At 41.8% G+C, this 24,798-nt stretch carries 17 protein-coding genes; 12 read left to right on the plus strand and 5 right to left on the minus strand.

The genetic code is table 11. From position 1 onward, the window contains the following. Positions 1-28: 28 nt before the first annotated feature. From L1077_RS07670 to L1077_RS07680, 3 genes are all read right to left on the minus strand, one after another. Positions 29-1,858 carry a S8 family serine peptidase gene (locus tag L1077_RS07670; protein WP_237136304.1) on the minus strand — a complete coding sequence of 610 codons (1,830 nt, stop codon included), beginning with the start codon at positions 1,856-1,858 and terminating at the stop codon, positions 29-31. A gap of 1,058 nt (positions 1,859-2,916) precedes the next feature. Next, complete coding sequence (locus L1077_RS07675) at positions 2,917-4,758, minus strand: S8 family peptidase (RefSeq protein ID WP_237136305.1); 1,842 nt, start codon at positions 4,756-4,758, stop codon at positions 2,917-2,919. A gap of 340 nt (positions 4,759-5,098) precedes the next feature. Continuing rightward, positions 5,099-6,940 carry a S8 family serine peptidase gene (locus tag L1077_RS07680; protein WP_237136306.1) on the minus strand — a complete coding sequence of 614 codons (1,842 nt, stop codon included), beginning with the start codon at positions 6,938-6,940 and terminating at the stop codon, positions 5,099-5,101. 342 nt (positions 6,941-7,282) lie between these two features. Between L1077_RS07680 and L1077_RS07685 the strand changes: the two genes are divergently transcribed. The 11 genes from L1077_RS07685 to L1077_RS07735 all read left to right on the plus strand — a co-directional run bounded on the left by L1077_RS07685 (position 7,283) and on the right by L1077_RS07735 (position 21,448). Continuing rightward, positions 7,283-8,674, plus strand: coding sequence for a TolC family protein (locus L1077_RS07685; protein WP_237136307.1), 1,392 nt, complete (start codon positions 7,283-7,285; stop codon positions 8,672-8,674). Continuing rightward, positions 8,661-9,983 (plus strand): efflux RND transporter periplasmic adaptor subunit, encoded by a 1,323-nt coding sequence (locus tag L1077_RS07690; protein WP_237136308.1) that lies wholly within the window; start codon positions 8,661-8,663, stop codon positions 9,981-9,983. Before L1077_RS07685 ends, L1077_RS07690 begins: the two co-directional genes overlap by 14 nt. Beyond that, positions 9,980-13,084 (plus strand): efflux RND transporter permease subunit, encoded by a 3,105-nt coding sequence (locus L1077_RS07695; protein ID WP_237136309.1) that lies wholly within the window; start codon positions 9,980-9,982, stop codon positions 13,082-13,084. The genes L1077_RS07690 and L1077_RS07695 overlap by 4 nt, the downstream gene beginning before the upstream one ends. A 455-nt stretch (positions 13,085-13,539) precedes the next feature. Next, positions 13,540-14,130 (plus strand): transcriptional regulator BetI, encoded by a 591-nt coding sequence (betI, locus tag L1077_RS07700; protein ID WP_237136310.1) that lies wholly within the window; start codon positions 13,540-13,542, stop codon positions 14,128-14,130. 1 nt (position 14,131) lies between these two features. Further along, entirely contained in the window at positions 14,132-15,595 is a 1,464-nt protein-coding gene (betB, locus tag L1077_RS07705; protein WP_237136311.1) for a betaine-aldehyde dehydrogenase, read from the plus strand. 8 nt (positions 15,596-15,603) lie between these two features. Next, positions 15,604-17,256, plus strand: a complete 1,653-nt coding sequence (gene betA, locus L1077_RS07710) for a choline dehydrogenase (RefSeq protein ID WP_237136312.1) — start codon at positions 15,604-15,606, stop codon at positions 17,254-17,256. A gap of 171 nt (positions 17,257-17,427) precedes the next feature. Continuing rightward, positions 17,428-18,645 (plus strand): BCCT family transporter, encoded by a 1,218-nt coding sequence (locus L1077_RS07715; RefSeq protein ID WP_237136313.1) that lies wholly within the window; start codon positions 17,428-17,430, stop codon positions 18,643-18,645. 2 nt (positions 18,646-18,647) lie between these two features. After that, entirely contained in the window at positions 18,648-19,343 is a 696-nt protein-coding gene (locus L1077_RS07720; RefSeq protein ID WP_237136314.1) for a TorF family putative porin, read from the plus strand. 147 nt (positions 19,344-19,490) lie between these two features. Beyond that, positions 19,491-20,045 carry an elongation factor P hydroxylase gene (locus tag L1077_RS07725; protein ID WP_237136315.1) on the plus strand — a complete coding sequence of 185 codons (555 nt, stop codon included), beginning with the start codon at positions 19,491-19,493 and terminating at the stop codon, positions 20,043-20,045. After that, complete coding sequence (locus L1077_RS07730; RefSeq protein ID WP_237136316.1) at positions 20,035-21,156, plus strand: ATP-NAD kinase family protein; 1,122 nt, start codon at positions 20,035-20,037, stop codon at positions 21,154-21,156. Before L1077_RS07725 ends, L1077_RS07730 begins: the two co-directional genes overlap by 11 nt. A gap of 13 nt (positions 21,157-21,169) precedes the next feature. Next, entirely contained in the window at positions 21,170-21,448 is a 279-nt protein-coding gene (locus tag L1077_RS07735; protein ID WP_063363102.1) for a YfcL family protein, read from the plus strand. Positions 21,449-21,500: 52 nt separating this feature from the next. Here L1077_RS07735 and L1077_RS07740 read toward each other — a convergent pair whose 3' ends face one another. Together L1077_RS07740 and L1077_RS07745 are read right to left on the minus strand one after the other, a co-directional pair. Further along, positions 21,501-22,676 carry an NRAMP family divalent metal transporter gene (locus L1077_RS07740; protein ID WP_237136494.1) on the minus strand — a complete coding sequence of 392 codons (1,176 nt, stop codon included), beginning with the start codon at positions 22,674-22,676 and terminating at the stop codon, positions 21,501-21,503. Positions 22,677-22,809: 133 nt separating this feature from the next. Beyond that, on the minus strand, positions 22,810-23,694 hold the full coding sequence (locus L1077_RS07745; RefSeq protein ID WP_237136317.1) for a LysR family transcriptional regulator: 885 nt from the start codon (positions 23,692-23,694) through the stop codon (positions 22,810-22,812). A 124-nt stretch (positions 23,695-23,818) separates the two neighbouring features. On the opposite strand from L1077_RS07745, the gene L1077_RS07750 reads away from it, so the two are divergent. After that, positions 23,819-24,787 (plus strand): aldo/keto reductase, encoded by a 969-nt coding sequence (locus L1077_RS07750; RefSeq protein WP_237136318.1) that lies wholly within the window; start codon positions 23,819-23,821, stop codon positions 24,785-24,787. Positions 24,788-24,798 lie beyond the last annotated feature (11 nt).

Consider the following 24,798-nt stretch of genomic DNA (forward strand, 5'->3'; position numbering starts at 1 on the left):
GAGCTACTTGCGTAGCTCTTTTTTTGGATTAGTGACCGAAGAACGTGATGCTCCAACCAGTCAACTGACCTGGTTTAGTATTGTTAGGCTGCTCTAGGCCAATACGCTGTGGCGTAACTGTTAATGAGTTTTCAACAAACTTACCTGTGCCAAGATCATATACTCGCTCAGACCAAGCGTCTTTGGCATTAGTGTCAATAATACGCAGCTTCCAATCACCTTTTGCTGACTCACCATAGAAGTGGTTTGAAAGAATAGGAGTGCTTATAAAATTTTCATTCAAGAGATCTGAACCTGCAGCTAAAATAACACTGCGTGTATTGCTTGGTGAGATGAGCTCGATGGATAAGTCCCCAGGACGATTGTGAGCGATGTCTAAATTAACGCGTACACCTTCCACAGTCAGGTTTTCAGTTTGAGCATGAATAGACTCAGTACCAGAGAAATCCCCATCGTAAATGAATGCGTCAGCAGCAACTGGCACATCATACGATTTGATTTTTAAATCGCCAAGGATAGGGCCGGTTAGCAGTGCTTTTTCAACAGCAGCATCAACATTCACTAAACCAAAGCCATAGTTATAGTGGAATGCGTGGCCTGCACCGTTAGTCTGCCAACTTGGAATAGCTTCGTAATCGCCAATCATACGCGGCTCAGAATTCGCGTCCACTTTAGTAGCTGTTGTGATCATCAGATGTCTAACATCACGCCATGAAAGCTGGTGGTTAGCTGACATAATCAAGGCTACTGCGCCAGAAAGAGCCGGTGCTGCAGCAGAAGTGCCTCTCATATTAAACGAGTACAGAGGGTTTTCACAATGCGCTTCTGCAGCGTCTGTACACCATTTGGGTAATGTTGTTGTTACAGTTGCAGGGCTGTAGCGGCCCCTTTCACCAGCAGGTGCGGTAAGTAATACTGCTGAACCTGCGGTGGAGTATGATGCGAGACTACCTTTTGCATTCAATGCTGATACCGTTAAGTTCCAGAAGTTTGCATTAGTTGGATCTGTAATTGATGCATCACGAGCAGGCAATGCATAGCCATTTGGATAGATTAGGGTAAGTAGACCATTGTCTCTATCTAGCCAACGAGAATCAGAGAAATGTATGTTACCTGCTGCTTTAACCGCCATCGCCCCGCGGCCACCATGGCTTTCAGTGACAGCTTTTTTAGTTACATTATTTATGTTATCAAAGAAAGCGGGAAAGAGGCCGTACATGCTAGCTACATTAAATGGGTAACCAAAACTTTGGTTGATAACACGTGCATCATTATGTTTGTTCATTGGCGCGACGGCACCATCCATATTCATCGCTGCGCGGATAGCAAGGGGAAGTGTCAAATAATTACGCTCTCTGCCCATTAAGTTAACACCTGTTAATGTTGCTGCGGGTGCAACACCTCGGCCTCCTTGACCATTGTATGCCGAAGCTGCTGCAATACCTGCGACTTGAGTACCATGATCGTCAACCCTCTGGCGGTATTGATAAATATATGGATCAGGGTTAAGTACATCACCTTGCGCTATATTTTCAGCAAGATCTGGGTGGTAAGTAGCAAGGCCATCATCAATAACAGCAATATTGATCCCTTGCCCTAAAATGCCACGACGATGTGTAAAGTCGAGGTTTAAGTCAATACCAGCTACGCCTGGAGTTATGGCACCTGCATGTTGGCCATTATTTTGAAGGTGCCATTGGTGTATAACAAGCGGGTCCCCACCAGCTAATTGATATGTATATTCCCATACATGCTTTGATGGATCATACTCCTGAACATTATTATTAAACGTTTGCGCATTTGCTTGACCTATTACAAGTAATAAACCAGCAGAAATCATATTTAATTGACTATTCATTTTTTCACTCCTTGTTTTTTGTTTTATTGTTAGCTGACTTCGCTTCTTTTGTACATGCTTTTATTTTTAATTTTAACTGTGCTAATAGTTTTATTTTTATTTTATTTTTTTATATGTTTGTTTTTTGGGGTTTTGTTTTTTGTTTATTATATTTTTAATTTTATTTTTTTGTGCTTTTAGTTGGTGATTTCTTAGCCTGTTAACTTGGATTTAAATGGCTTTGGTTTTTATATTTGAGTCTTTATTTTAACTGTTGATTGTCGGGGTTGTAGGTTTTATAAGGATGGAGTGGTCATGATTTCTTGTGTTTTTATATCTATATTAAAACCTACCTTTGCTAAATTCCAAGTTATAATGTTGTTCTGATTAGTTGGTGTATGTCAAAGCAAAATCAATAGAGAAGTTAAAAGGGGAGATATAAATGCCCGGTTATTTTTCAATAAAACACAAAAGGATGGGCTAAATTAAATATGATTTAGTAATGTTAAGGTCGTTATACTTGTAGGGGGAATGGTTTTATAATCTAATGGCCGTTGTAACGAAAATAAAAATCATCTTCTAGATTGAGTGTGAGAGAGGTAATAACTTGGACTCTGGGTACATGGTGATGTGTAAAAGGAAACAAAGAGTTGAAGCCATATTTAAAGAAAAAGATAGTTATGTATAAGAATAAAAGTACACGCGGAGCGTGATATAGGGTTTTATAATGTAATAATTAAAAGGGTTTAATTATAGAAATGAATTTGCAGTAATAAGCTGGGCCTAGGGTGGCGTTTTTATTCATAAATAGGTTGTTTTAAGGTAAAAGTAACTGTGGTTATTAAGAGCCTCTACTCATAATTAAGGAAAACTAAAAAGAAAAGTTTCATGCTGCTTTTGATTTTTGTTAATTAATTGTTTATCTTAAAGTTATAAAGAAAGAAGATAAGAAATGTTGAAAGGGCGCTTAATTTAATAGCGGAAGGGCCTTTATAATTAAGCTTACGTCATGGTTGAATGTTTTAAAAATGGATGTTTAAAACAGGAAAAAGAGCTACTTGCGTAGCTCTTTTTTTGGATTAGTGACCGAAGAACGTGATGCTCCAACCAGTCAACTGACCTGGTTTAGTGTTGTTAGGTTGCACTTTGTCACTGCGCTGTTGCGTTACTGTCAGTGAGTTTTCAACAAACTTACCTGTGCCAAGGTCATATACTCGCTCAGACCATGCGTCTTTGGCATTAGTATCGATAATTCGAAGTTTCCAATCACCTTTGGCAGACTCACCGTAGAAGTGGTTTGAAAGAATAGGGTTGCCATTAAACTGGTTGCCTTCAATATCAGTACCCGCAGTTAAAATAACACTGCGCGTATTACTTGGTGAGATTAGCTCGATTGATAAGTCACCAAGACGGTCATGATCGATGTTTAAATTAATGCGTACACCTTCTACAGTCAGGTTTTCAGTTTGAGCATGAACAGACTCAGTACCAGAGAAATTACCATCGTAAATAAATGCGTCAGTAGCTACAGGTACATCGTATGATTTGATTTGTAAATCGCCAAGGATAGGACCTGTTAGAAGTGCTTTTTCAACAGCAGCATCAACATTCACTAAACCAAAACCATAGTCATAATGGAATGCATGACCTGCACCATTGACTTGCCAACTAGGAATGGCTTCGTAATCACCAATCATACGTGGCTCAGAATCAGCATCTACTTTAGTGGCTGTTGTGATCATCAGGTGTCTAACATCACGCCATGAAAGCTGGTGGTTAGCTGACATAATCAGGGCAACTGCGCCAGAAAGTGCTGGAGCTGCGGCAGACGTCCCATTCATATTAAATGCGTACAGAGGGTTTTCACACTGGGCTTGTGTTTCATCAGTACACCATTTAGGCAATGCTGTTGTCACAGTCGCTGGGCTATAGCGGCCCCACTCACCAGCAGGCGCAGTAAGTAATACTGCCGAACCACCTGTAGAGTATGCAGCAAGGTTACCTTTAGCATTCAGTGCTGATACCGTTAAGTTCCAGAAATTTGCGTTACCTGGATCTGAAAGTGATGCATCATATGCAGGCAGTGCATAACCGTTCGGATAAATTAGGGTAAGAAGGCCGTTATCTCTATCTAACCAGCGGCCACCTATAAAATGATCATTACCAGCGGACTTAACGGCCATGCTTCCGCGACCACCGTGACTCTCTGTAACCGCCTTTTTAGTAACATTGTCAATGTTATCAAAGTAGGCTGTGTAGTTGCCATAAATGCTTGCATCTGAGAACGTGTAACCAATACTTTGATTGATTACACGTGCATCAGTATGTTTGTTCATTGGTGCAACGGCGCCATCCATGTCCATTACGGCGCGAATTGCAAAGTCAAGGTCAGAGTAGTTGTTTTCCCTACCAATCAGGTTAGCACCAGTTAATGTAGCAGCAGGCGCAACGCCACGTCCACCTTGACCATTAAAAGCTGCTGCTGCTGCAATACCCGCCACTTTGGTGCCATGATCATCTATCGTTAAACGGCCTCTTGATTCGTATTGATAAATATATGGATTTGGGTTGTTCGTATTACCTTGAGCCATATTTGGCGCAAGATCTGGGTGATAAGTCGCAAGGCCGTCATCAATAACAGCAATGTTGATGCCTTGGCCTAAAATGCCACGACGATGTGTAAAGTCTAGGTTTAAATCAATTCCTGCTACGCCAGGAGTGATTGCACCGGCATGCTGCCCATTGTTTTGAAGGTGCCATTGGTGTACAACAAGCGGGTCACCACCAGCTAATTGATAAGTATATTCCCATACATGTTTTGATGGATCATATTCTTGAGCGCTATTATCAAATGTTTGGGCATTTGCTTGACCAAGTGCTAGTAGTAAACCAGCAGTTACAATATTCAATTTATTATTCATTATTTTTTCCGCTTTTGTAAAGTGTTCATCCTGTTAAACTGATTTATTAAAATAAAATAACAATTCTCTTAATAAAATTGATTGCTTGTTTTTTAACTTGTTTAAATCGTATTGTATTTAGCGTGAAGATGAGATTCGTTAAATGATATTTATCAAGTTTGACTTGTGATGAGTGGAAGCGTTTTTAGCTGAACTAACGTACTTTTTATGTGTAAATATTTTTTGTGATAGAAATGTAGGCGCCAGTATAATATAGCGCAATATCGTCTTTATGTGCTGGTATAAACTGCAAGCTTAAAATGAATATAGAGAGCTATTTACATAGCTCTCTATTTTTAGATTAGTGACCGTAGAACGTGATGCTCCAACCAGTCAGCTGACCAGGTTTCGTATTGTTAGCCTGAACTTTGTCACTACGCTGTGGCGTGACTGTCAGTGAGTTTTCAACAAACTTACCTGTGCCAAGGTCATATACTCGCTCAGACCATGCATCTTTGGCATTAGTATCGATAATGCGAAGTTTCCAATCGCCTTTCGCTGACTCACCATAGAAGTGGTTTGAAAGAATAACGTTACCGTTGAACTTGTTACCCTCAATATCAGTACCCGCAGTTAAAATAACGCTGCGCGTATTGCTTGGTGAGATAAGCTCAATTGACAAATCGCCCAGACGGTCATGCTCTAAGTCTAGGTGTACTCTTACACCTTCTACGGTCAGGTTTTCTGTTTGAGTATGAACAGACTCGGTACCAGAGAAATCACCATCGTAAATGAATGCGTCAGCAGCAACTGGTACATCGTACGATTTGATTTGTAAATCGCCAAGGATAGGACCCGTTAGAAGCGCTTTCTCAACAGCGGCATCAACATTTACTAGACCAAAACCATAGTCATAATGGAATGCATGGCCTGCACCGTTAACCTGCCAGCTAGGAATCGCTTCGTAATCACCAATCATACGTGGTTCTGCATCGGCGTCGACTTTAGTAGCAGTTGTGATCATCAGGTGTCTAACATCACGCCATGAAAGTTGGTGGTTAGCTGACATGATAAGTGCAACTGCACCAGATAGTGCAGGGGCAGCAGCAGACGTGCCATTCATATTAAATGCGTACATTGGGTTTTCACACTGTGCTTCAGTTGCATCAGTACACCATTTAGGCAGTGCTGTTGTTACAGTTGCTGGGCTATAGCGACCCCACTCACCAGCAGGTGCGGTAAGCAATACTGCCGAGCCACCTGTAGAGTATGCAGCAAGGTTACCTTTAGCATTCAATGCAGAAACAGTTAGGTTCCAGAAGTTTGCGTTAGTTGGATCTGCAATTGAAGCATCATATGCTGGTAGTGCATAACCGTTTGGATAGTTTAGGGTAAGTAGGCCATTATCTCTATCTAACCAGCGTGCGCCTATAAAATGGCTATTACCTGCGGATTTAACAGCCATTGCACCGCGACCACCGTGACTTTCAGTCACTGCTTTTTTAGTTACATCGTCAATGTTATCGAAGAAGCCACGATAATCGCCATAAATGCTAGCATCAGAGAACGCGTAACCGATACTTTGGTTGATAACACGTGCATCTGTATGTTTGTTCATAGGTGCAACGGCGCCATCCATATCCATGACGGCGCGAATTGCAACGTCACGACCTACGTAGTTACGCTCATTACCAATCAAATTAGCACCAGTTAATGTAGCTGCAGGAGCAACACCACGGCCACCTTGACCATTATATGCAGCTGCAGCTGCGATGCCTGCCACTTTAGTACCGTGGTCGTCAATTGTTAGACGGCCTCGAGAGAAATACTCATAAATATATGGGTCAGGGTTAAGTACATTACCTTGTGCCATATTTGGTGCAAGATCAGGATGATAAGTCGCAAGGCCGTCATCAATAACCGCAATGTTTATACCTTGGCCTAAAATACCACGGCGATGTGTAAAGTCGAGGTTTAAGTCAATACCAGCTACGCCTGGAGTGATGGCGCCGGCATGCTGTCCATTATTTTGAAGATGCCATTGGTGTACAACAAGCGGGTCACCACCAGCTAATTGATATGTATATTCCCATACATGTTTTGATGGGTCATATTCTTGAGCACTATTATCAAATGTTTGGGCGTTTGCTTGACCAAGTGCTAGTAGTAAACCAGCAGTCACAATATTCAATTTATTATTCATTATTTTTTCCGCTTTGTTGAGTGTTCCCTTTATTAAAACAGGCGTTTTCGAAAAAAATAACAATCACATGTAAAAAATTAACTTTTTTTATATTTATTCCTAGCAACTTAATTGCAAGGCTTGTGACATAGTTGTTATGAATCACAAGGTAGTTGGTGTTTTTTTGTCGCTTATGTAGTTAGAAAAACCCTGTTATGAAGAAAGAAGTTGATCTCTATGAGTATCAATTCTGTATCAATGAAGAGCTTAGAATGTAAGTCTATGTAAAGTTTATTGTGGCGTTGCAAACCTGCACAGTAAACTAAAATAGTAATTTAGAGTAAAGCTGATAGGAATATAATAATGTGGCTAAAAACCTCGCTTGTAGCAGTTTTGCCAGCGCTGTTACTAGGCTGTCAATCGACAAGTCGAATTGATAGCGATTACCTCTCAAACATTCAGTCCCCAGAATCATGGCAATACAAATATACTACAGGCGAAGTCAGTATGAATTGGTTGGTGCAGCTTACCGACGCTCAAGTACATGGCTTAGTTTCAATAGCACTAGAAAATAACTTAAGTTTGCTACGCAAATCATTGGATGTAGAAGTTGCAAAACAACAGCTTATCATCAGTGGTAGTGCTTTGTGGCCATCCTTATCAGTTGATTTGGATAGTAGTCGGCGCAAATCAACGTCTGAGCAGTATTCTACAAACCACTCTTTGGCGCTGAAGGTGAATTATGAATTGGACTTATGGGGTAAATTAAGCGATGAAGCGCGTCAAGCGAATTTGAATGTGATGGCGAGCATGGCGGAGTATAAGCAACAAACTTATGAGTTAGTTGCAGACGTGGTAATTAGCTGGTTTGCTGTGATTGAGGGTAAGACGCAACAAACTTTATTGGAACGCCGTTTGGAAGTGGTAGCGCAAAACCTCGATATTATTGAGTCAGGGTATAAGCAAGGTCTCAATAGTGCTTTGGATGTGTATCTTGCTCGGACCGAGTTGAGCAACGAGCAAGCTAAGTTGGCGCAGCAAGAGACGCTTGTAACGACCAGAATACGCAATCTTGAGCGGTTAGTTGGAGACTATCCCAGCGGTTTACTGGCGGTTAATGCGCAGTTACCCTTGCTTGATTCAACCATTTCTCTCGGGGTACCTTCGACACTTCTTACAAGAAAGCCGGCACTTATGGCTAGCTGGTATCAGTTATTGGCGCAAGACGCAGCATTAGCGTATGCCCATAAACAGCGTTTTCCAAGTATTAACATCAGCGCCAGTTATGGTCCTGGTGGTGAGCAATTTTCGGATGCGTTTTCATTCTCTGCCGCTGGTTGGTCTCTCATATCAGGCATATCTGCACCACTTTTCAACGCTGACAACCTCGCCGCCAAAGAAGAGCTCGCTAGAGTTGAGTTAAAGTCCAAAGAGTTGATGTACTTAAATAGTCTTCAAGATGCTTTTGCAGCCGTAGAGAACGGTGTAAGCAAAGAAGCATCTTTGAAGCTGCGATATGAGGAGACGCTGGTTGCTCAGAAAAATGCGCAATTAGCAGAGCAACTGTCGTTTGAGCAGTATCAAAAAGGTCTAGTCAATTACACCACAGTACTTGATGCTCAAAAGCGGTCATTTGACGCACAGAGTAGCCTTATTTCAATAAAAAATGAATTAATTAAAAACCGTGTAGAGCTCCATGTTGCACTTGGTGGAGATTTTCAACAGACAGAGGAAGTAAGCAATGATATTGGCTAAGCGATTGATTTTACCCGCAGCGATACTTGCTGTTTCTGCTTTATTGGTTGTATTGATTTCTTCCAATCCTCCTCAGTCTGCAAGAGGGAAGGGAAAACCGCAGGCGAAAATGGTGGTCGATTTTGTCGAGCTTGAAGCCACGCCGTACACCATGGAAATTGAGAGCTATGGACTGGTTCAGCCTAGAACACAGAGCATGCTGGTGGCACAGGTTTCGGGGGAGATAAGCTTTGTCAGTGACAGCTTTAGAGATGGTGGTTTTTTTGAAAAGGGTGAAGTACTACTGCAAATTGATGAAAGGGATTACGTAGCAGAAGTGCAGGTTGCCAAAGCGACACTATTAAACGCCGAACAGGGCTTACTCGAAGAAGAGGCCAGAGGCAAGCAAGCCCTTGTTGATTGGAAGCGCTTGGGGGATGGCAGTGTAGCCAGTGATCTGGTACTTAGAAAGCCACAATTAGCGGCGCAACAAGCAAATGTATTGTCTGCAAAAGCAAAACTGGCAAAAGCTGAACTAGCACTTGAACGAACGCGTTTGGTCGCGCCTTTTGACGGGCGTATATTGAGTAAAAAAGTCGACTTAGGACAAGTGGTATCGAATAATAGTCAGCTTGCACAAATATACGCAACAGACTATGTAGAAATTAGATTACCTATAAACAACCGAGATTTGGCATTTATACGTTTACCAGAGCACTTTAGAGACGGGGAAATCAATGCACCTGCACCTGATGTGCAGTTACGCTCTGATTTAGTGAAAGAGCAAAGTTGGCAGGGCAAAATTGTCAGAACTGAAGGCGCCATTAGCGAACTCTCTCAACAGCTATATGTGGTTGCACAAATAGATGACCCTTTCTCAGTGAATCAAAAAAGTGACTTTGCAATTAAAATAGGCCAATACGTCACAGCGAAAATTTCAGGCAGAACCTTGGCGAATGCGATAACAATGCCAAGTAGTGCAATCTATCAAGGCAGTTATGTGTATGTGCTTGATGAGCAGGATTTACTAATGCGAAGGGATATTTCTATTGCTTGGCAAAATGATGAATTGGCTATTGTCGACGCGGGTGTCGCAGCAGGTATGCGTTTAGTTACCACACCACTAGGACAAGTGAGTTCAGGTACACAGGTTGCGTTGAATAAAAAAACATCACAAGACATTGAACGGCCTCAAGCTGAAGAGTCCCAGTGGCAACAACTATCAGACAAGCAAAAAAGTAGGCTAAAAAAAATCGCAGCAGAGCGGGGCGTGACGGTTGAGCAAGTGCTAGCAGAGCGAGCGCAAAAAACACAGGAGACAGGGATATGATCGCTTGGTTTACGCGCAATCCTGTTGCTGCAAACTTATTGATGCTATCAATTTTGTTTGGTGGCTTATTTTCTATGTCGACCAAGATCCCACTAGAGGTATTTCCTTCTTTTGAGTTGGATGTGGTGAGCATTAATATGTCATTACGTGGTGCAACGCCTGAAGATGTTGAACAGGGAATTGCTATCCGTATAGAAGAGGCTGTGCAAGACCTTGAAGGGGTAAAGCAAATCTCAAGTCGTTCATCGGAAGGAGCTGCGAATGTGCGCGTTGAAGTCGATAGTGGGTATGACCCAAGGGAAATGCTGGCAGATATAAAAAGCCGAGTAGATGCGATAAATACCTTCCCATCGGATGCGGAAAAGCCTGTAATTTCTTTAGCTGAGCGAAGGCGGGATGTGATCACAGTCACTGTTGCTGGAAGTTACTCAGAGAAAGAAACCCGTGAATTCGCAGAGCAAGTTAGAGATGACTTATTACGTATAAACGGCGTAACCCAAGTAGAGCTAGATGGTGTTCGAGATTACGAAATTGCCATTGAGCTGAGTCAAGACAAACTCAGGCAATACGACCTGACAATTAAGCAGGTAGCGAATTTAATTGGACAGTCTAGTGCTGATATTTCAGCTGGCAATCTCAAATCATCTGGTGGGGACATTCTGCTGCGATCGAAAGGTCAAGCTTATCGTAAAGACGAGTTTGCTGGGATCCCGATTAAAACCAATTCGGATGGTTCAGTGGTGTATTTATCAGATATCGCGTCGATTATTGATGGCTTTGAAGAAACACCAGTGAGAACGCGCTTTAATGGCAAGCAAGCTGCTTTCATTGAGGTATATCGCATCGGCCAGCAAAGTGCAATTGAGGTGGCTGATAAGGTTAAAGTGTATATTGAACAGCGTCAGGATTCTTTGCCCAAAGGCTATGAACTCAGTTATTGGGATGACGATTCTGTGATCGTAAAAAACCGTATTTCAACGCTGACTTCAAATGCCCTGCAAGGTGGTATTTTAGTATTGGCATTGCTGACCTTGTTTTTGCGTCCGGCTATCGCATTTTGGGTGTTTATTGGCATTCCGGTCTCATTTATGGGGGCGTTCTTGGCCATGCCACTATTTGGCGTAAGCCTTAACATCATGAGCTTGTTTGGCTTTATTTTGGTGTTAGGCATAGTGGTCGATGACGCCATTGTAACTGGCGAGAACATTTATACGCATTTAAATAGCGCTGAATCAGGAGAGGAAGCTGCCATAAAAGGCACGCAAGAGGTTGCTACACCCGTAACCTTTGGGATTCTAACCACTGTGGCTGCTTTCTTGCCATTAGCCTTTATCGATGGGGTACGTGGTGCTATTTTTGCGCAAATCCCCGCCGTCGTTATACCTGTTTTATTGATGTCATTGGTCGAGTCAAAGTTCGTTTTACCTGCACATTTAAAGCATTTAAAACCCAGAAAAGCAGCACAGCAGCTAGGTCGTTTTAGCCGTTTTCAGCAGCGTTTTGCCGATGGTTTTGAGCGTGCGATTTTAAAATACTACCAGCCCACATTAAAAGTCGCTATTTCTCATAAAGCGGCAACGTTAAGCGCGTTTGCAGGAGTTTTTATTATCATTTTGACTTTGATCACCAGCGGTTGGACAAAGTTTATTTTTTTCCCGCGTATTCCAAGTGAAACAGTGAGAGCTAACTTAACGCTGCCAACGGGGACACCTTTTGAGGTGACCGCCAAATATATTGATTTGATGTCTGATAAGGCACAGGTTTTAAAAGATAAGTATGTAGATCCAAGTACTGGAGAGAGCGTGATCACCCATATTTTAGCGACTACGAGTGGACGAGGCGGCGCATCTAATTCTGGGCGCGTGCGATTTGAGATAACACCGCCTGAAACTCGTTCTTTAAGCGTTGACTCTCGCCAGCTAGTCAGAGAGTGGCGTGGCCTTATCGGTACGATTCCTGGAGCAGAAAGCTTAACATTTAGAGCTGAGATCGGTCGCTCTAGTGACCCAATTGACGTGCAATTAACAGGTACTTCTTTGGTGGTGCTAAAAGAAGCGGCTCAACAAGTGAAAGCGAACTTAGCGACATTTCCGACCGTATTTGATATCACAGACAGTTTAAGTGATGGCAAAGAAGAGCTACAAATTGAGTTAACTCCACAAGGCAAAGCGCTGGGTTTAACTCGTACAGACGTATCAAGTCAGATCCGAAGCGCATTTTTTGGTGCGCAAGTACAACGGATCCAAAGAGGCCGTGATGACGTCCGAGTGATGGTGCGTTTGCCCTTAAATGAGCGCAGCAACTTAGCAACGCTAAATACCTTGCTGATCACGACTCAAAATCAAGGTGCGGTGCCGCTAAATCATGTCGCAACGTTAACACCTGGACAAAGTCCATCTAGCATTTATCGTATTGATAGGTATCGGACGGTGAACATAACAGCCGATATTGATAAAGAAAATACCAATATGACTGTTCTACAAGAAGAGTTAAAGGTTTATCTAGACCAGCTTGTGGCGCAATATCCGGGTGTCACGCATTCACTTGAAGGGGAAGCTAAAGAGCAGCGGGAATCTTTTGGTTCTTTAGCATGGGCGTTGCTATTTGTGTTTTTCATTATTTATGCGTTGTTAGCCATTCCATTTAAATCATATGTTCAACCCTTAATTGTAATGAGTGTGATCCCGTTTGGCTTGATTGGCTCAGTGATTGGTCACTGGATCATGTCTATGGAGCTGACCATTATGAGCTTACTTGGCATGTTGGCGCTAATCGGTGTGGTTGTGAATGATTCATTAGTACTTGTTGATTACATCAATAAGCAACGCGTCAAAGGCACTGCGTTAATGCAAGCTGTGCTCACCGCCGGAGCTGCCAGATTCAGACCTGTAATGCTCACCAGTATCACCACATTTTTTGGTTTAATGCCCTTATTGTTTGAGCAGCAAACCCAAGCACAGTTTTTGATCCCCATGGCGGTTTCATTGGGCTTTGGAATTATTTTTGCTACCTTGATCACGCTTATTTTGGTGCCGGTGAATTATTTACTGGTCGAGAAGCTCAAGGAGTTTGGACGTAGTTTGAATTATAAACCTGCATAGTTGATTGAAGAGCCAGATAGTTTGTATCGTTTTTAATTTTTCTTTGACACAGACTATTTGGGCTCTACTTTTTGAGGTGAGCAACGTTTTTTAGTTTTTGCGTTGAGGCCTCACCCACTCACTTTTAATTTCTATCATGTCTTCCCTTTGATCATTAATCACGATTAATTTTTCTTGTACAAATTACGAACGATAGTGGCTGAATTTTATTTTGAGGACTTAGTTTTTAGAGGTTTTTATGGCGAAAAAAGGACTAATTTAAAAATAGCTTAAAGAGGTTTTTATATTTTCGTTAATATTGTTAGCTTCTATAAAACAATGGGTTAGGTTTGTATCTGTGTTGAACTTATTTTGTTTTTCCACTCTGTTAACTTAAGCAATGCAGATTTGCACATTGTTCTAATAATTAGAACTCTATATAATTTATATTAATTGAACGTTCAATTAAAAAAGTTATGCCTAAAATTGGAATGGAACCGATACGTCGTCAGCAGCTAATTGAGGCGACGTTAGAGTCAGTTGCGGAGCTTGGTTTGCACGCGACGACAATTAACAGTATTAGTAAACGAGCAGGGTTATCTTCGGGGATAATTAGCCATTATTTTGGTGGCAAACAAGGCCTCATAGAGGCCACGGTTCGTTATTTACTAACTAATTTAAAAACCAGCTTGTTATCAAAAACATATTCGAATTGTGACCCCAAGGCACGACTGATGTTCATTGTAGAGGCCAACTTTTCTGTTGTACAACAGCAAACAAATGCAACGAAAACTTGGCTGAGCTTTTGGGCGCAGTCCATGCACGATGAGCAATTACATCGACTGCAAAAAATCAATTCAAAAAGGCTTTACAGTAACTTAGCATTTTCATTTTCAGCTCTTTTGGACAAAGAAGCTGCGCATAACGCTGCTAAATTGAGCGCAGCAATGATCGATGGTTTGTGGCTTCGAGCAGTGTTAAGTAAAGCTGATGAGGCTGCGTTTATAGAAGCTGAGCAGTTGGCAAAACAATACATCTTATCTCTAATTTCATCTCGTGGAGTCTAAAATGACTACTTTGATTTATCAAAATTTTATCCATGGCGCTTTTGTTGCCAATAAGTCGAAAGAAACGTTTCCAGTTATTAACCCTGCAACCGATGAAGTAATGTATCACGTTGAAGTAGCCGACGAATATATACAAAGGCAAGCGATAGGCAGCGCGCAGCAAGGGTTTGCGCAGTGGTCTGCTATGACGCCTGTTGAGCGTAGTCGTATATTAAATAAAGCGGTTTACTTACTGCGTGAGCGTAATGATGAACTGGCTAAAATTGAAGTATTAGATACAGGTAAACCAATTCAAGAAGCGGATTGCGTAGATATTCAAACAGGAGCAGATGTCATTGAATATTTCGCAGGGCTTGCGCCAACACAAATGGGCGCGCAGCAGCCTGTTGGTGACGATTTTTTTTACACACGTAAAGAGCCGCTAGGGATTTGTGCAGGTATTGGCGCATGGAATTATCCTTTGCAAATTGCTTGTTGGAAATCTGGACCTGCACTAGCGGCTGGAAACGCGCTTATTTTTAAACCTTCAGAAGAAACACCGCTGGGTGCGATTAAGCTTGCTGAGATCTTTATTGAAGCTGGTATGCCCGCTGGTGTATTCAATGTTGTTCAAGGTGCAGCTAATGTTGGGCAATGGTTAACTACGCATCCAGAGATCGAAAAAGTGTCTTTCACTGGTGAAGTAGGTACAGGTAAAAAAGTGATGCAGAGTGCGGCATCTAATTTGAAAGAAGTGACCATGGAGCTTGGTGGTAAATCACCTTTGATTGTTTTTGACGATGCAGATATCACCGAGGCTGTGAGCGCTGCAATGCTTGGTAATTTCTATACTCAAGGTGAAATCTGTACAAACTGTACACGTGTCTATGTGCATAAAGATATTTATCAAGCATTTTTAACTGAACTGAAAACACGAACAGAGCAAAACATCATTGCAGGAGATCCACTTGACCCGAAAGTTAATCTTGGGGCGCTTATCTCAAAGCAACACCAGAAATTGGTACTGGATTATATTGAGCAAGGTAAAAATGAAGGGGCAAAACTGCTAACTGGCGGTCATGCTCTAACGCCTGAGTCGGCTCCAAATGGGTATTTTGTTGCACCGACGATATTTGTTGATTGTACGGATGACATGACAATAGTGAAAGAAGAGATCTTTGGCCCTGTGATGAGTGTACTGGTTTTTGAAGATGAAGATGAAGTTATAGCCAGAGCCAACGATACTGAACTTGGACTCGGAGCAGGTGTGTTTAGTTTGAATATACAACGTGCCCACCGAGTGATCCACCAACTAAAAGCAGGTATCTGTTGGATCAATAGTTACGGTAACTCGCCAGCAGAGATGCCTGTGGGTGGTTATCAACAGTCGGGGATCGGCAGAGAGAATGGTGTTGAAACACTCAATAGTTATACGCAGACTAAGTCTGTTTATGTTGGCATGAGCAAAATTGAAAGCCCATTTTAGGGGGTCATATGTCAACGTTTGATTACATTATTGTTGGGGCTGGCTCCGCAGGTTGTGTGTTAGCTAATCGATTATCTAAAAACCCCAAACACAAAGTTCTGCTATTGGAGACTGGTGGGTCAGATAAAAGTATTTTTATCCAAATGCCAACAGCGTTATCAATTCCTATGAATACTGATAAGTATGCGTGGCAATTTCATACTGAAGCTGAACATTTCTTAGATAACCGCAAAATGCATTGTCCAAGAGGCAAAGTACTTGGTGGTTCGTCCTCTATCAATGGCATGGTTTATGTACGCGGCCACGCTAAAGATTTTGATGAATGGGAAGCCAATGGCGCACAAGGTTGGAATTATCAAACTTGTTTACCCTATTTTAAAAAAGCTGAGACTTGGCTTCACGGAGAAGATGCATACCGAGGTGGAAGTGGCGAGCTAGGCGTCAACAACGGGAATGACATGGTTAATCCTTTGTATGGTGCTTTTATTAAAGCGGGTGAGCAAGCAGGTTACCCTGTTACGAATGATTACAACGGCGAGCAGCAAGAAGGTTTCGGACCAATGCATATGACGGTAAAAGGTGGCTACCGTAGCTCAACCAGTCGCGCTTATTTGGATCCTGTGAAAAACCGCAATAACTTAACTGTTATAACTGGTGCGCTAGTGAGTAAGGTATTGTTAGAAGGGAAAAAGGCTACAGGTGTTGAATATTCGTATAAGGGGGAGAGTGTCACTGCGCAGGCTAACAAAGAAGTTATTTTAAGCGCAGGCCCTATAGGTTCTCCACATATTCTTCAATTGTCAGGAATAGGTGATACCGATACGCTAGAAAAGGCTGGGGTGAAGGTAAAGCATCACCTGCCAGGAGTCGGCTTAAATCTTCAAGACCACTTAGAGTTTTATTTTCAGTACAAATGCAAGCAATCTATTACACTCAACGGTAAGTTGGGTGTATTTTCTAAAGGGTTAATAGGCGCGCAGTGGTTACTGAATAAATCAGGCTTGGGCGCAACTAATCATTTTGAGTCGTGTGCATTTATTCGCTCTAAGGCGGGTATTGAGTGGCCTGATATACAGTATCACTTTTTGCCAGCAGCTATTCGATATGACGGCAAATCTGCATTTGATGGTCATGGTTTTCAGGTACATGTTGGTCATAATAAGCCAAAAAGTCGTGGCTCGGTCTTGATTCAATCTGCTGATCCTAAAGTGGCACCTAAGATCCAGTTTAACTATCTACAACACCAAGATGATATTGAAGGGTTTAGAGCTTGCGTGCGTTTGACGCGAGAAATCATTTCTCAACCAGCGTTTGATACGTTTAGAGATGGTGAAATCCAGCCTGGTGAGCACATTCAAAGTGATGAAGAAATCGATGAGTTTGTTCGCCAATCGGTGGAAAGCGCTTACCACCCATCATGTTCATGTAAGATGGGTGAGGATGAGATGGCCGTTGTAGATTCTCAAACTAAGGTACATGGTCTAACTGGCCTTAGAGTGGTTGACTCTTCAATCTATCCGACTATTCCGAATGGCAATTTAAATGCGCCGACTATTATGGTTGCGGAAAGAGCTGCAGATTTAATCTTGGGCAACACCCCACTATCAAGTCATCATGTCAGTGTACACACCCCTCCAAACTGGCAAGAGCAACAGCGCTAATTAAAGTGGTTTCGTCTGGTACTTTACTTTAAAGGTAAGGCATTCGTTTGCTCAGGCGATTGCATGATTTATATCAATCGATGTAAATCATGCAACTCATGCAAACGACACAATAACAACCTTATATAGGGAACAACATGAGTTATTTTTATTTATTTTGGGAGGGCGATAATGACCATTTGGCTTAGCGCAGGTGTTCTTTTTACCCTATTTTCTATTACATTCATCCTTTACAAATGGGGGAGTGTCCAAGTCGTTGGCACGACACCCGTCAAAACTTTTACTTTTATTGCAATATTATTTACTTCGGGGCTTGATGTCGGTTTAGTCATGTTCCCGTTAACTGAGTTTGCTGGTTACGCAGACATAAACACAAGCCCAGAATATGGATTCACCAACCCACTGGCCATTGAGTTTGGTTATTGGGGATTTTTGATCTGGGGGTTTTATTTCCTAACCTGTTTTTATTTCTGCGTAATTGAACCAAAAGTTCGATTTTTTGAAATTCCATTGGTGAAGCTCGTTAACAATGTTGTAATTATCGGCACTTGTGCGTTTACCGCCTATCTTTTGCTGTCAAATCTACCTTGGTATTTACCCAGTGTCGGGGATGGTGAATCAGTTGTTACTGAATTTTATCTTATTGTCTTTGCTGCCATTTCTTTAGCTGTATATTCAAGTACAAACATCAAATATGTAAAGCTATTAAGTATTTCGACTACCTGGGTGTTTATTGGTCTGATTGCTTTACTCTGGTTAGACGCGTTTATCTTTGGTGACAGTCCTTTAGGAGCCTATTTTAATAACTTAGCAATGATGGGTGATTACTTCGCGAATATGCATCAGTTTGTATTACCACTGAATGATTATCATGAATTTTATTTATTTTGGTGGTTTGCATGGAGCATCATGATAGGCCAGTTTACAGCACGGTTTGTCGGTGGCTTAACGACTTATCAGGTACTTGCTGCAATGCTTGTTTTCCCATCTATTCCAATCGCTGCATGGTTTGCCGTCTTATATCACTATCATGAAGCTGGTATTTCAACCGATGGTTTAATTAACTTTGCCATGGTATTTGTGGGTGTAGTATTTGTGATCAATTCGTTAGATTCACTAATCAGGTTATATACAGACAATTTAAACCTAACGGTTAAGCGCTTAGGTAAGCGCAATTATGTGTTAATTAATATTACAGCGCTTTCGTTACTTACACTCTTATTCCAGTTGAATTTTTTACAGATCCAGTGGGTTGGGGCGGTAGTGATTGCTATTTTCTTTGCGTGCTTTGGATTTATCTTGCTGAAAAAGCGCCGTGTGGTTGCAGAGATAGAGAGTTCACCAAAAGATAATGAAATCGATTTTAACAAAATAAAAACAGTGAGTTAATTATGAAAGCGTCAAATAAAGTATCAGCCCTCTCTTTGCTGATATGTTCAAACTTCGCAATGGCGGACTGGAGTACGACGCTGACTGCAGCGTCAGATTACACTTTTAATGGTGTTAGTCAAACGCAGAACGACCCTGCGATACAAGCAAGCTTAGACAAAGCTTTTGAAGGTGGTGTTTATGCTGGTTCTTGGGCATCTAATGTTGATTTTGGTGATACTGACATTGAGTGGGATTTCTATCTTGGCAAATATGTTGAGCTTGACGAGCAATGGAGTGCTGATTACGGTATCGCTTATTACTCTTATCATGGTGCGAGAGAGTCAAGCGACGGAAATTACCCTGAAGCTTATGCAAAATTTGGCTACAGTAACGCATTAGGTCAGACTGAGTTTAACTTTTGGTATAGCTGGGATTATTTCGGTGAAGGTGCTGGTCATGTAATAGCCATGATCGCACATACAATTGAAGTGATGCCTAATCATGCGCTCAGAGCCAGTGTTGATGTCTCTAACTCGTTAGATGGTGACAAATGGTTATGGCAGAACACAGACAAGTCGTATTATCACTATCGACTTGCTTACCAGACTAGCTTGCATCAATTTAATATCGAAATAGCGGCAGAAAATACCAGCTTAGACTTTGATACAGCTGATGAAAGGCTGGTTGTATCGTTATCGAGAGCATTTTCGATGTAACGCCAAAGTTGATTTACTTGCACCAAGGAGGGTGTTTTTGCTCATTTTAGTCATCAGAGCAAACTTTTTAAATTTGTAGCTTTTTACATTCATATCAAAAGTACGTACAATCAGCGCCCATTGAATGACCGCGCTTTATTGGCGTTTATGCACCAAATATCTGACCTAAAAAATATATTCGATAGACAATTTGCAGACTCTCATAATACCCGTTTAGTGAAAGGGGATGATGAGCCTATTTATCTGCCTGCCAACGACACGTGTTCACATCATCAAGTGGTTTTTGCACATGGTTTTTATGCCAGTGCATTGCATGAAATAGCGCATTGGCTGGTTGCGGGTGATGCGCGTCGGTTATTGGAAGACTACGGCTACTGGTATTGCCCTGATGGTCGAGATAAAGCTCAGCAGGCCGAGTTTGAAAAGGTTGAAATCAAACCTCAAGCAATAGAGTGGGCACTCAGTGTCGCTGCTGGTTTCGCTTTTAATGTATCGGTAGATAATTTAAATGGTGAGCAAACATGCCGTTTTAGTTTTCAAAAACGGGTTTATCAGCAAGTGATGATGTTGCTAGAAGGTGGCTTTAATAAACGTACAGAACAGTTATTAAAAGCCTTATCTGCCTTTTATCAGACAACATGGCCATTGCAAAAAGAACAGTTTTCTTGGGATTGCCCACAGGAGTTAGAAGATGTCATTTAAACTTGGTTTAATTGTTAACCCTGTTGCAGGGTTAGGTGGTTCCGTTGCCCTCAAGGGGAGCGATGGTGCTGATACAGCGCAAAAAGCTTTGTCTCTTGGTGCTGAGCCTAAATCGAATAATCGCACAAAGTTAGCACTTGAACAGCTTTTACCATTTAAAAACGGTATTCAAATATATACAGTTTCTGGTGAGATGGGCGAGCGTATTTCCAATGAGCTTGGCTTCGACACCCATGTTGTATTTACTGCCAGTGAAAATACCACAGCACAAGATACCGAAATCGCGGCGCAAAAACTCATTGAGCAGGGCGTTGACCTTATTTTGTTTGCCGGAGGCGATGGCACCGCGAGAAATATTTGCACTGTGGTTGATGATAAAGCGCCTGTGCTGGGTGTACCTGCTGGATGTAAAATCCACAGTGGTGTGTATGCCATTACTCCAAAAGCCGCTGGCCGCGTTGTCGAAATGCTTATAAAAGGAGAGCTTGTCACGCTTTCTGAAGCAGATGTGATGGATATTGATGAAGTGGCATTCAGAGAGGGGACTGTTAAAGCAAAGCGCTATGGTGAAATGCAAGTCCCCAGTGAAGTGCGCTATGTACAAAGCGTAAAAAACGGTGGAAAAGAAAGTGATGAGCTAGTGCTGGCTGATATTGCGGCGTTTGTGATCTCTGAAATGGATGAAGACGTGCGTTATATCATGGGCTCTGGCTCTACTGTAGAGGCGGTGATGGAAGAGCTGGGGTTAGACAATACGCTACTTGGTGTAGACCTGATCCAAGATCACGAGTTGCTGGGGCAGGATTTAACCGCAGCGCAATTACTTGAGCTCACCGAAGACCAGCCGACAAAGTTAGTTATTACGCTTATCGGTGGGCAAGGTCATATTTTTGGCCGAGGCAATCAGCAACTTAGTCCAGAGCTCATTAGAAGAATTGGAAAAGAAAATATTGTAGTCGTTGCGACAAAACGCAAACTTCAAGCATTAAATGGTCGTCCGTTAATTGCAGACACCGGCGACCAAGCACTTGATGATGAATTGAGTGGATATATTAAAGTCGTCACAGGGTATAATGACCATGTGATGTATGCCGTTGGGCATCAAGATTAAATGAGGAGACGGAATGTCATTTGAAACCTATGTAGAGGCTGCACAGCAGTTTTTTGATGAATTAGTCGATCGTGCAGATGATGATGAACTGTTTGCTGGTGGATATTTACGTGGTCATTTTGATTTAGCTGTCGGCTATGCACAAGTTGAAGAGCTTGAATTGCAGCCTGAAGAGCTGAATACGAAAATTGAAGAAAGTCTAGTAAAAGCTTACCGCAATGGTGAGTTAACAGATGAAGACAAAGAGCACGTTGTTAGCATTTGGGAGCAGGTAAAAGCACTTGCAGCCTAATGTGTGATCACTCATGACTCAGTGTCATGAGTGACTTTCCCGCCGTGGCTGGTCATAAGAACCAGCGCCATACGATAAATAATAAAGAAAACGACACAAGGTATATTAAACCTAGTACAGCAAAGACTTTGACAGCCTTTGGCTGAGAGTCGTATATATCACCCCGTATCAAAGACAAATTAAGCCAAGCAAAAAATGGTGTAGTTAAAAATGACATTGTCATGGCAAACATTAGCATGTCTTTTAAATTTCCCTTGAAGAACAAAATGACTATCATGCCAAGTGCTGACTGTATAGAAATGACCACGGACAGACTGTATTTTTTGTTGTGTGATTTGATGATTTTTAATGATTCATCTAACGTCCTTGCGTAGCCATCTAACACAGTGAGTGTTGTGCCAAACATACACAGAAAAGCGACGACAGCAATCAACCAACGGGACCATTCCCCTATGGTAAGGGCATACATATCAATGAGTTGTTTTGAGAATGCGACACCTGCCAATTCAATTTTTTGTTCCTGACCGTATTGCAGTAATACGCCGAGCGCAAAAAACATCAAAGCAAGTATTAATGTCATGGCATAACCTAAATTGAAATCAAATAAGCTTTGCTGCTTGGTCAGTGCACTGTTTCTAAGTTTGCTTTTAAGCCATAAAGAGTTTATCGCTGAAATTTCAATAGGGGCTGGCATCCACCCCATTAAAGCAACCATAAAGCCGAGTAAGGCCAATTCGTACGGTGAAGGTGCAACCTGTGGAGCAGGGTGTGCAGGGCCATTGGCGAGCGTAACGACAAGGGCTGCGGTTGTTGCGACACACAGCAAAGCCATAATGACTTTACTTGCGCTATCTAACACTTTGTAATGCCCAAAAATGAGGATCCCAAGGCATACAAACAGTAACCCAAAGCTCAGTGTCGTGAGGGCCAAGTCGCCCGGTAAAATATATTGGAGTAAAGCAGCGGTAAGGAGCAAGACACCCGCCGTGTTTACCACTGCTGCGAGTAAATTGATGATAAAAAACAAATAGAATAGGGATGGATTTTTATCTTTATAGCCTTGCACCAGACTCTGCTTACTGTGCAAAGTGTATTCAACGCCAAAACGGAAAAATGGGTACTTTAGAACGTTGACTATCACAATAAGCCATAATAGCTGCCAGCCGAATAGGGCGCCAGCCTGTGTTGCAGCCACTAAATGTGATCCCCCTACGGCAGCGGTGGCCATTAATATGCCAGGCCCGAGCGCCTTAGATTTTGAAATTATGCCTGATAACACGTTGTTTCCTTGTTTTTGTTTGCTATGTTAGCGCGTGTAAAAAATTATCCAAGTGAAAACTTTATAAGTACGGCTGTTTGTTTTACTGAGCAGATAACTCTGTCTTGAAATACAATTTCACAAATTGAATAAATGTTTTTAGCTTGTGCGATGGCAATGTACTTTGCGGGTAGAAAAGATACATGCCATTGCTTTTTCGCTCAGTATATTCATCGAGTACGGTGCTCAATAAACCAGCATTCAATTCTGTCTTGATAAAGTAATCGGCAATTCGAATTAAACCGGAGCCTTGCAATGCATATTGTTTGGCTAAGTTGTTGTCATTGCTAGATAGCCACCCAGAGACAGTGACTTTTTCGCTATTAAATGGCCAACAGGACTGCCCATTAACAACAATGCATTCATGGTTAATCAAATCACTCGGGGATTTGATATTCTGATGCGTTGTTATGTACTGCTGTGAAGCAACGATAATATGTTGGTAATCAAATAATTTCGCTGCCACCATATCGAGTGGTGGAGTGGTTGTTGCTCTAAATGCCAAGTCATAATCTTTGGTATTTAAATTGTGTGTTGTGTAACTGGCATCGATATCAAACTCGACTTTTGGGTGCAGCTTTTTAAATTCAGCACAAAGGGTTGGCAGATATATTTGAGCAAACATACGTGGCGCGGTTAGCCTTATAACGCCCTCAACCTTCTCATTGTTTATGTTACGCTCTAAATTAAATAGCTGGGTTCGAATGACTTTTCCTTGCTCGAATACTTGCACACCGTACTGGGTTAACTTTACATTGCGAGTTGTTCTGATAAGTAAAGGGGTATTCAATACCTGCTCAAAGCGTTTAATTTTCTCAGATAACTGCCCTTTAGAAATCCCAAGCGCTTTTGCGGCCTTAGTGTAATTAAGTTCTTCAGCGAGCTTTACGAAAAGCATCAATAATTCAATTCGTTTGTGTTCATTCACAGAGTTAAGTCCAGAATTTATTGTTTGGTATTTTGAACGCAGAGTTCTTAATTAAACTGTTTTATTCAATATAAAGAACAATATCATATAGTCATCTATATATTTCGACTAGCTGGAATAAAGTATGAAAACAATATTACCAATTCAAAAGTATTTTCCAACCGTGGGTCCAATCGCGTATGGGTGTATGGGGCTTGGTGGCCAAGGGCCACACTTAACAAGAACAGATGTCATGCAGGCACATAGCGTGATTGATTGTGCGTTAGAGTCTAATATCTGTTTTTTTGACCATGCCGATATTTATCGTGATGGTCGTGCGGAGCAAGTGTTTGGCAAAGTGCTCTCAGAAAGACCTGATTTAAGAACGAATATGGTGATTCAATCAAAGTGCGGTATTCGTAAAAAAAATGATGACCACGTTGGTCGATATGATTTTTCGAGCGAGTGGGTGACACACTCTGTAGATGGGATATTGTCGCGCTTGAACATCGAATACCTTGATGTACTTATGCTACATCGCCCAGATCCACTTATGCAGCTTGATGAATTGGCAGAGCAAATTTTTCATCTAAAAAAGCAAGGTAAAATCAGATATATAGCAGTATCGAATATGAACTTGCATCAAATGTCTTTCTTACAAAGCGCTTTAGATATGCCCATAATTTCGAACCAGATTGAGATGAGTTTGGCAAAGCTTGATTGGTTGAATGATGGAGTAATGGTAGGTAGTCAGGGTAATCACTTAGTTGACTTTGTAAGTGGGACTTTAGAGTACTGTCAACAGCATGAAATCCAATTGCAAGCATGGGGTAGCATGGCAAAAGGGCAATTTTCTGAACAAGGGTTATACTCAGATGAGCTAAGAGTACGAAAAACCTCACAATTAGTTAAAAAACTAGCGCACAAATATCATGTGAGTGTTGAGGCCATCGTGCTGGCATTTGTATTACGCCATCCAGCTAAGGTTCAGCCAGTGATTGGTACAACCCAAGAGATACGGATTAAAAATGCGGTAGAGGCGATAGATGTTTGTCTTGAGAGAGAAGATTGGTACAACCTATATGTCTCTTCAAGAGGGAACCCTCTACCCTAAAGAAGATACAG

Origin of the sequence: Pseudoalteromonas luteoviolacea (genome assembly GCF_021654285.1) — a bacterium.
GTDB lineage: Bacteria > Pseudomonadota > Gammaproteobacteria > Enterobacterales > Alteromonadaceae > Pseudoalteromonas > Pseudoalteromonas luteoviolacea_J.